The sequence below is a fragment of the Cellulomonas rhizosphaerae genome (assembly GCF_003470205.1).
Taxonomy (GTDB): Bacteria; Actinomycetota; Actinomycetes; order Actinomycetales; family Cellulomonadaceae; genus Cellulomonas; species Cellulomonas rhizosphaerae.
The window spans coordinates 1-6,740 of record NZ_QWKP01000088.1; the positions used below are offsets into that span (position 1 = coordinate 1).

At 74.6% G+C, this 6,740-nt stretch carries 5 protein-coding genes; all 5 read right to left on the minus strand.

Annotation, left to right across the window (positions count from 1 at the left end; translation table 11 throughout):
• The coding region (locus D1825_RS01670; RefSeq protein ID WP_233549558.1) for an allophanate hydrolase at positions 1-1,363 on the minus strand (1,363 nt) is incomplete at its 3' end.
• On the minus strand, positions 1,360-4,986 hold the full coding sequence (uca, locus tag D1825_RS01675) for an urea carboxylase (protein WP_118765766.1): 3,627 nt from the start codon (positions 4,984-4,986) through the stop codon (positions 1,360-1,362). The genes D1825_RS01670 and uca, both read right to left, overlap by 4 nt.
• 115 nt (positions 4,987-5,101) lie before the next feature.
• Positions 5,102-5,860 carry a GntR family transcriptional regulator gene (locus D1825_RS01680; protein WP_118765767.1) on the minus strand — a complete coding sequence of 253 codons (759 nt, stop codon included), beginning with the start codon at positions 5,858-5,860 and terminating at the stop codon, positions 5,102-5,104.
• A 48-nt stretch (positions 5,861-5,908) separates the two neighbouring features.
• Positions 5,909-6,604 carry an urea ABC transporter ATP-binding subunit UrtE gene (gene urtE / locus D1825_RS01685; protein WP_118765768.1) on the minus strand — a complete coding sequence of 232 codons (696 nt, stop codon included), beginning with the start codon at positions 6,602-6,604 and terminating at the stop codon, positions 5,909-5,911.
• Complete coding sequence (locus tag D1825_RS18790; RefSeq protein ID WP_407643286.1) at positions 6,604-6,705, minus strand: ABC transporter ATP-binding protein C-terminal domain-containing protein; 102 nt, start codon at positions 6,703-6,705, stop codon at positions 6,604-6,606. Before D1825_RS18790 ends, urtE begins: the two co-directional genes overlap by 1 nt.
• Positions 6,706-6,740 lie beyond the last annotated feature (35 nt).

Sequence of the window (6,740 nt, forward strand, 5' to 3'; positions counted from 1 at the left end):
CGAGCACGTCCACGCCCGCCTCCACCACGGAGCCGGCCTGCTCGCCCAGCAGCCGGGCCGACAGGTCGATCGCGAGCTGGTCGTCGAAGGCCCGGGCCAGCACGGTGACGCCGAACGGCCCGCCGTCGACCGAGCCCGCGGGGATGGCCACGGCCGCGAGGTCGAGCATGTTGACGAAGTTCGTGTAGGTGCCGAGCCGCCGGTTGATCGCGACCCGGTCGGCCTGGACTGCGGCGATCGTCGGGTGCTCTGTGGTCGTGGGGAGCAGCAGGAGGTCCGCGCCCGCCAGGATCTCGTCGGTGCGCGCGGCCGCGGCGGCGAGCGCCGCCCGGTCGGCGACGTAGGCGTGCGCGGGGACGTCGCGGCCCGCGGCGATGATCGCGGCGACGGTCGGGTCCGCGTCGGGCGGCGCGGTGTCGAGGAACGCGCCGACGGCCTCGTACCGCTCGGCGACGATCGCGCCGTCGTAGAGCAGCCGCGCCGCCTCGAGCATCGGCGAGACGTCCACCTCGACGATCGACGCGCCGGTCGCCTGCACCGCGCGCACGGCGGCGCCGAACGCGGCCCGCCACGTCGGCGACAGCGGGTCCAGGTCTGCGGCCCGCGGCACCGCGACGACGGGCGCGGCCCGCAGCCCGAGCCGCACGCCGGGAGGCCACGATCGCCCCGACGGGTCGCGGGGGTCGGTCCCGACCATGAGCCGCGTCGCGAGCGTCCCGAGGGCGAGGTCGCGCGTGAACGTCGTGACCACGTCGTAGGTCCGGCAGGCCGGGATCACGCCCGCGGTCGGCACCAGTCCGACGGTCGTCTTGATCCCGACGATCCCTCCGAACGCCGCCGGGACCCGCCCGGAACCCGCCGTGTCCGTCCCGATGCCGATGTCCGCGATGCCCAGGGCGACCGCCACCGCCGAGCCCGAGCTCGAGCCGCCCGAGACGCGCTCGGGCAGCGTCGCGTGCCGGACCGCGCCGAACGGGCTGCGCGTCCCGACCAGGCCGGTCGCGAACTGGTCGAGGTTGGTCTTGCCGAGCAGCACCGCGCCCGCGGCGACGAGGCGTTCGACCGCGGGCGCGGTGTGCGTGGCCGGGCCGGGGCGCCCGGCGGGCGAGGTCGCGTATGACGGGCAGCCGGCGGTCGTGAGCAGCCCGGCGACGTCGATGTTGTCCTTCACCGCGAGGGTCAGGCCCGCCAGAGGAAGATCCTCGCCGGAGGCCACCCGCACGTCGACAGCACGCGCGGCCGCGAGCGCCTCCGCCTCGGGGACCAGCGCGATCCAGACCTCGGGCCGGTCCGCCTCGGCGATGCGCGCGTAGGCGTCGAGCACGCGCTGCTCGGCGGTGGTCACGACGAGCACGTCGCTCACGCACCCACCTCCAGGATCGCGAGCGGCGCTCCGGGGGCGACGAGCTGGCCCGGCGAGACCAGGACCTGCACCACGCGCCCGGCGGACGGGGCCGTGACGCCGAGCTCGAGCTTCATGGCCTCGAGCGCGACGAGCAGGTCGCCCTCACGGACCTGCTCCCCGGCCTGGGCCTCGATGCGCCACACGCTGCCGACCATAGGCGCCTCGACGAGCACGCAGCCGTCGAGCAGCTCGATCTCACCCGGACCCGCCCCGAGGTCACCCGAGTGGGCGGGCTCGTCGGGGGTGTCGAACTCGCCGGCCGCCTCCCACGCGGCCCGCTCGGCCGCGAACGCCGTCGCCTGCCGTCCCTGGAACGCGGCGATGTCGTCGGCGTGGTCCGCCAGCAGCGCCAGGTGCTCGCGGTAGGAGAAGGTGCCGTGCTCGACCTCGACGTCGAGCCGCCCGGCCGCGAACGCCGCGCGCTGCTCGAGCAGGTCCGCCGCGGAGACGGCGTGCCACACCACGCGGTCGAAGAACCGCAGCAGCCACGGCTTGCCCGGCTCGAACACCCCGCGCTGGCGGTGCCCGGACCAGATCGGCACGGTCCGCCCGACGAGCTGGTACCCGCCGGGCGAGTCCATCCCGTACACGCACAGGTACTGCCCGCCGAGGCCGACCGTGTCGGCCGCGGTCCAGGTCCGCGCGGGGTTGTACTTGGTGGTCATCAGCCGGTCGCGCGGGTCGAGCGGCACGGCCAGGGGCGCTCCGAGGTACACGTCGCCGAGGCCGAGGACCAGGTACTCCGCGCGCAGCATGGTGTCGAACACGTCGTCGGTCGACCCGAGGCCGTTGACCCGGCGGATGAACTCGATGTTCGACGGCAGCCACGGCGCCTCCGGGCGCACGCCGGCCTGGTAGCGCGCGACGGCCTCGCCGATCACGGGGTCGTCGAACGAGAACGGCAGGTGGATCCGGCGCGACGACACCACGAGGTCCGCCGTCGCGGGCAGCGAGGACTCCAGGCCGACGAGGACGTCGACGAGCGCGCGCACGGTCAGCACGGCCGGGTCCACGTGCACGTGCAGGCTCCGGACCCCGGGCGTCACGTCGACGACGCCGGGCGTGCCCGACGAGCGCAGCGCCTCCCCCAGCGCGTGCACGCGCATCCGCAGCCCGAGGTCGAGCACCATCGGCCCGTACTCGACGAGCACGTTGTCGTCGCCGCCCCGCAGGTACACGACGTCGGGCACGCCCAGCGGGTCGGCAGGGTCGCCGGCCACGCGCGCGAGCACGCCGTCGTCGCCGTCCGTGCCGGTGGCGACGTGCGCACCCAGGTGCGCGGCGGAGCGCAGGGCGTCCGACGTGCGCAGCAGCGCCGCGGTCTCGTCGGGCACGGGCACGAGACGCACGGTGTCGCCGGGACGGATCTGGCCCATCTTCCAGCGGTGCCCGACGACGACGGTCACCGGGCACGCGAAGCCGCCGAGGCTCGGCCCGTCCGGCCCGAGCAGGATCGGGGTGTCGCCCGAGACGTTCAGCGCGCCCACCGAGTAGGGGTTGTCGTGCAGGTTGGACGGGTGCAGGCCCGCCTCGCCGCCGTCCGGCCGCGCCCACTGCGGCTTCGGCCCGGTCAGCCGGATGCCCGTGCGGTTGGCGTGCGTCTGCACCTGCCAGGTCGCGGAGAACAGCATGTCCATGTCGTCGCGCGTGAAGTACGACGGCGCGGGCTGCGGCCCCTCCTGGACCGCGACCTCCCACGCGTGCACGAGCTCGGGCCGCACGTCGCGCGGCACCGGCGCGGGGGCCGGGGCGTCCTCGGGCACCGCGCCCGGGACGAGCGTGTCGCCGACGACGAGCGCGCGGCCCGTGTACCCGCCGAACCCGCCGAGCGGGAACGTCGCGGCCGACCCCAGGTACGACGGCACGTCGAGCCCGCCGCGGATCAGCACGTAGGTGCGCAGCCCCGCCTCGTGCGGGGTCCCGACGTCGAGCACCGACCCGGCGGGGACGGCGATCGGCTCCCACTGCACGACCGGCTCGCCGTCGACGGTGACGGGCGCGTCGGCGCCGGTCACGCACACGACCGCGGCGTGGCTGAACCGCAGGCGCGGCCCGGCGAGCGTGCACTCGAGCCCGGGCGCCCCCTCCGGGTTGCCGACCGCGACGTTTCCGAGGCGGAACGACAGGTCGTCCATCGGGCCGGACGGGCTGATGCCCACGTCCCAGAAGCCGAGGCGCCCGGGCCAGTCCTGCACCGTGGTCATGACGCCGCCGCGCAGGACGTCGACGTACGGCTCGTCGTCGCCCACGTGCGCGAGCGTGCCGGTCGTGTGCGTCGCCTCGAGGACGGTCGGCAGCCCGACGATCGTGCGCAGCAGCGGCAGGTTGGTCTGCAGGCCGCTCATCCGGGTCTCCGCGAGCGCCGCCGTCTGCGCCTCGAAGGCGGCCGTACGCGTCTCGGCGTGCGTGATGATCTTGGCGAGCATCGGGTCGTAGTGGCTGCTCACCTCCTGGCCGGTCTCGGCCCACGCGTCGACGCGCGCGCCGTCCGGGTAGACCACCTCGGTGAGCAGACCGGCGCTCGGCTGGTAGTCCTTGCGCGGGTCCTCGGCGTACACCCGGACCTCGACCGCGTGGCCGTGCAGCTCCGGCCCCGAGTCCGGGACGGGATCCAGGAACGCGGTGTCGCCCTGCGCGAGCCGTAGCATCCACTCGACGAGGTCCACGCCCGTGATCGCCTCGGTGACCGGGTGCTCGACCTGCAGGCGCGTGTTGACCTCGAGGAACGAGATCTCGCCGCGCTCGACGTCGTACACGTACTCGACCGTGCCCGCCGACCGGTAGCCGACCGACGCGGTCAGGTCCCGCGCGGAGGCGTGCAGCCGTGTGCGGATCTCGTCGGTCAGGCCGGGCGCGGGCGCCTCCTCGACGACCTTCTGGTTGCGGCGCTGGAGCGAGCAGTCCCGGTCCGCGAGGCTGACCACGCGGCCGAGCCCGTCGCCGAACACCTGCACCTCCAGGTGCCGGGCCCGGGAGACGAACCGCTCGAGGAACACCCCGGCGCTGCCGAAGCTCGCGGCCGCGAGGCGCTGCACGCGGTCGAACGCCGCCACGAGCTGGTCGGCGTCCGCGCACGCCTGCATGCCGATCCCGCCGCCACCGCCGACGGCCTTGACCATGACGGGGTAGCCGACGACCTCCGCCGCGGCGAGCGCCTCGTCGACCGACCCCAGCAGTCCCGACCCCGCGACCAGCGGGACCCCGGCGGCCCGCGCGGCCTCGCGGGCCTGGTGCTTGTCGCCGAAGACGGACAGGTGCGCAGGGGTCGGCCCGACGAAGGCCATGCCCGCCGCCTCGACCTCCGCGGCGAACGTGGCGTTCTCGGACAGGAACCCGTACCCGGGGTGGATCGCGCCGGCGCCCGTCTGGGCCGCGGCCGCGAGCACGAGCTCGGGCCGCAGGTAGCTCTCCGCGGCGGGCGCGGGGCCGAGCCGGACGGCCATGTCCGCGAGCCGCACGTGCGGGGCCGCGGCGTCGGCGTCCGAGTACACGGCGACCGTCTTGAGCCCCATCGAGCGGGCCGTCCGCAGGATGCGCACGGCGATCTCGCCACGATTGGCCACGAGCAGGGTGTCGAACACGGCGGTCCCCCGAGCAGTCGCTGGTCACGAGGCGTATACACCTCGGTATCCAGCACGCTATGCGGGCCGTGTTTCCCGCCCGGCGTCGGGGGGTAAACGGTGCGTTACGGGTGCGTCAGCCCGCGAGCGCCATGCGCGTCATGGCGTGCGTCGCGCGCTCCATGACGACCTCGAGCGACTCCCCCACGTGCTTGTGCAGAGCCGTGAGCGACTCGGGCAGCCGGCGGGCGATCACGAGCTCGAGGATCTCGATGTGCTCGTCGATCGTCGCGGTGATGCGCCCGGTCTCGACGAAGTCGTGCATCCGCACGGCCCGGATCTTCTGGTTGACCGTCACGAGGGCGTCGGTGAGCTGGGTGTTGCCCGACGAGCGGGAGAGCACCTGGTGGAAGCCCTCGTCCTTGACCACGAAGCTCGGGTCCGGCTCGGGAGGCGTGTCCCGCATCTCCTGCCACCGCTCGAGCTCGGTGCCCAGCAGCGCGACGTCGTGCCGCACCTCGGGGTTCTCGATCGCGCGCCCGATGCCGCGCAGCTCGAGCGTGATGCGCAGCTCGTAGAGGTTGCGCAGGTCTTCGAGGCTCGGGACGACGACGGCGTAGCCGAAGTCGGTGCGCTCGACGAGGCCGTCGGACAGCAACCGCGAGAGGGCCTCGCGCACCGGGGTCCGGGAGACCTCGTACGTCTTGCCCAGCTTCGGCTCGGTGAGGCGCTCGCGCGGCGAGATGCGCCCGTTGAGGATCTCGTCGCGCAGGCGGTGGTAGACCATCTCGCGCAGCGAGAGCGCGTCGGTGGACGACGTCGCGGGCTCGTCCGGCCCAGTGGTCGGCACATTCGTCGGCCCCGTGGTCGGCCCGGTGGTCAGGCCCGTGCTCATGGTCACGCAGCGTAGTCCTCTCGTCGGTGCGACTCGTGTCGGCGCGACCTACAGCGCCATCGCCGCCCGCACGGACGACTCCTGCTCGGCGCCGCCGTCGCCCTGCGCAGTGACCCGGCCCGACTCGAGCACGTAGTACCGCTCCGCCGCGCCGAGCGCGAACCCCACGTGCTGCTCGACGAGCAGCACGGAGAGCCCGTTGCTCGTCGAGAGCGCGACGATCGCCGCCTGGATCTCGGCGACGACGGAGGGCTGGATCCCCTCGGTCGGCTCGTCCAGCACCATGACCCGCGGGCCGGTGATCAGGGCCCGCGCGATGGCCAGCTGCTGGCGCTGCCCGCCCGAGAGCAGCCCGGCGCGGCGGCCGAGCAGCCCCCGCAGCGCGGGGAACAGGTCGAGCGCCTCGTCGATCCGGCCCGCGCCGGCGGAGCCCACGCCGTCCGCGACGAGCTGCAGGTTCTCGCGCGCGGTGAGCTGCCCGAACGACTGCTGCCCCTGCGGCACGTAGGCCAGCCCGCGCCGCACCCGCTGGTGGGGGCGCATCTTGGTGACGTCGGCGCCGTCGAGGGTGATCCGCCCGCTGCGGACGGGCAGCAGCCCGACGGCGGCGCGCAGGAGCGTCGTCTTGCCCGCGCCGTTGTGGCCCATCACGGCGGTCACGGTCCCGCGGCCGACGGACACGTCCACCCCGTGCACGACCGACGTGCGGCCGTAGCCCACGTGGATCCCGGTGAGCTCGAGCATCACGCCTCCTTCGTCATCGCCGGCGTGGACGCCGTGCCCAGGTACACCTCGACGACCCGCGGGTCCGCCTGCACCTGCGCCACCGTGCCCTCCGACAGCACGCGCCCCTGGTGCAGGACCGTGACCGACGAGGCGA